At 66.8% G+C, this 1,056-nt stretch carries 1 protein-coding gene; it reads right to left on the reverse strand.

What is annotated here, in order from left to right:
- The coding region (locus AB0I83_RS31490; protein WP_363307056.1) for an OB-fold nucleic acid binding domain-containing protein at positions 1-1,056 on the reverse strand (1,056 nt) is incomplete at both ends.

A 1,056-nucleotide genomic window follows, 5' to 3' on the forward strand; every position in this document is an offset into this window, starting at 1 on the left:
CTGAGCACCACCGGTGCGTTGCTGCCGGTCGCGGTGAGGTCGGGGACCATCAGCTCCATCGCCACCAGCCGCGGCACGTCCTCCCGCTTGTCCAGCCGGCCCTTGACGAAGACCACGGCGTCCTCGACGAGTTGGGTGGACACCAGCTGGTAGGTCGCGGGGAAGAACATGCACTCGATGGAGCCGGCGAGGTCCTCGACGGTGGCGATCGCCCAGGCGTTGCCCTGCTTGGTCATCTTGCGCTGCAGGCCGGAGATGATGCCGCCGATGGTGACGACCGAGCCGTCGGCGAAGTCGCCGCCGGTGAGCTGCGAGATGCCCGCGTCCGCCTTGTCGGCCAGGACGTTCTCCAGGCCGAACAGCGGATGGTCGGAGACGTACAGGCCGAGCATCTCGCGTTCCTGGGCGAGCAGATAGCTCTTGTCCCACTCCTCGGGGGAGAACTCCACGTCGAGGCCGAAGCCCACCTCGCCGCCGGTGTCCTCGCCCATCCCGCCGAAGAGGTCGAACTGGCCCTCGGCCTCCTTGCGCTTGACCGCGACCACGTTGTCGATCATCGACTCGTACTTGGCCATCAGGCCCTTGCGGGTGTGGCCCAGGGAGTCGAAGGCGCCGGCCTTGATCAGCGACTCGGTGGTGCGCTTGTTGCAGACCACGGCCTCGACCTTGTCGAGGTAGTCGGGGAAGGAGGTGTACTTCCCCTTGGACTTGCGGGTCTTGATGATCGACTCGACGACGTTGTTGCCGACGTTGCGCACCGCGGACAGGCCGAAGAGGATCACGTCGTCGCCCTGCGCGGCGAAGTTCGGCTCGGACTCGTTGACGTTCGGCGGCAGCACCCGGATGCCCATGCGGCGGCACTCGTTGAGGTAGACGGCCGACTTGTCCTTGTCGTCCTTGACCGAGGTGAGCAGGGCGGCCATGTACTCGGCGGGGTGGTTGGCCTTCAGGTAGGCCGTCCAGTACGACACCAGGCCGTAGGCGGCCGAGTGCGCCTTGTTGAACGCGTAGCCGGCGAAGGGGACCAGCACGTCCCACAGCGCCTGGATGGCCTCG

The sequence above is a fragment of the Streptomyces sp. NPDC049970 genome (assembly GCF_040660235.1).
In the GTDB taxonomy this organism is placed as follows: domain Bacteria; phylum Actinomycetota; class Actinomycetes; order Streptomycetales; family Streptomycetaceae; genus Streptomyces.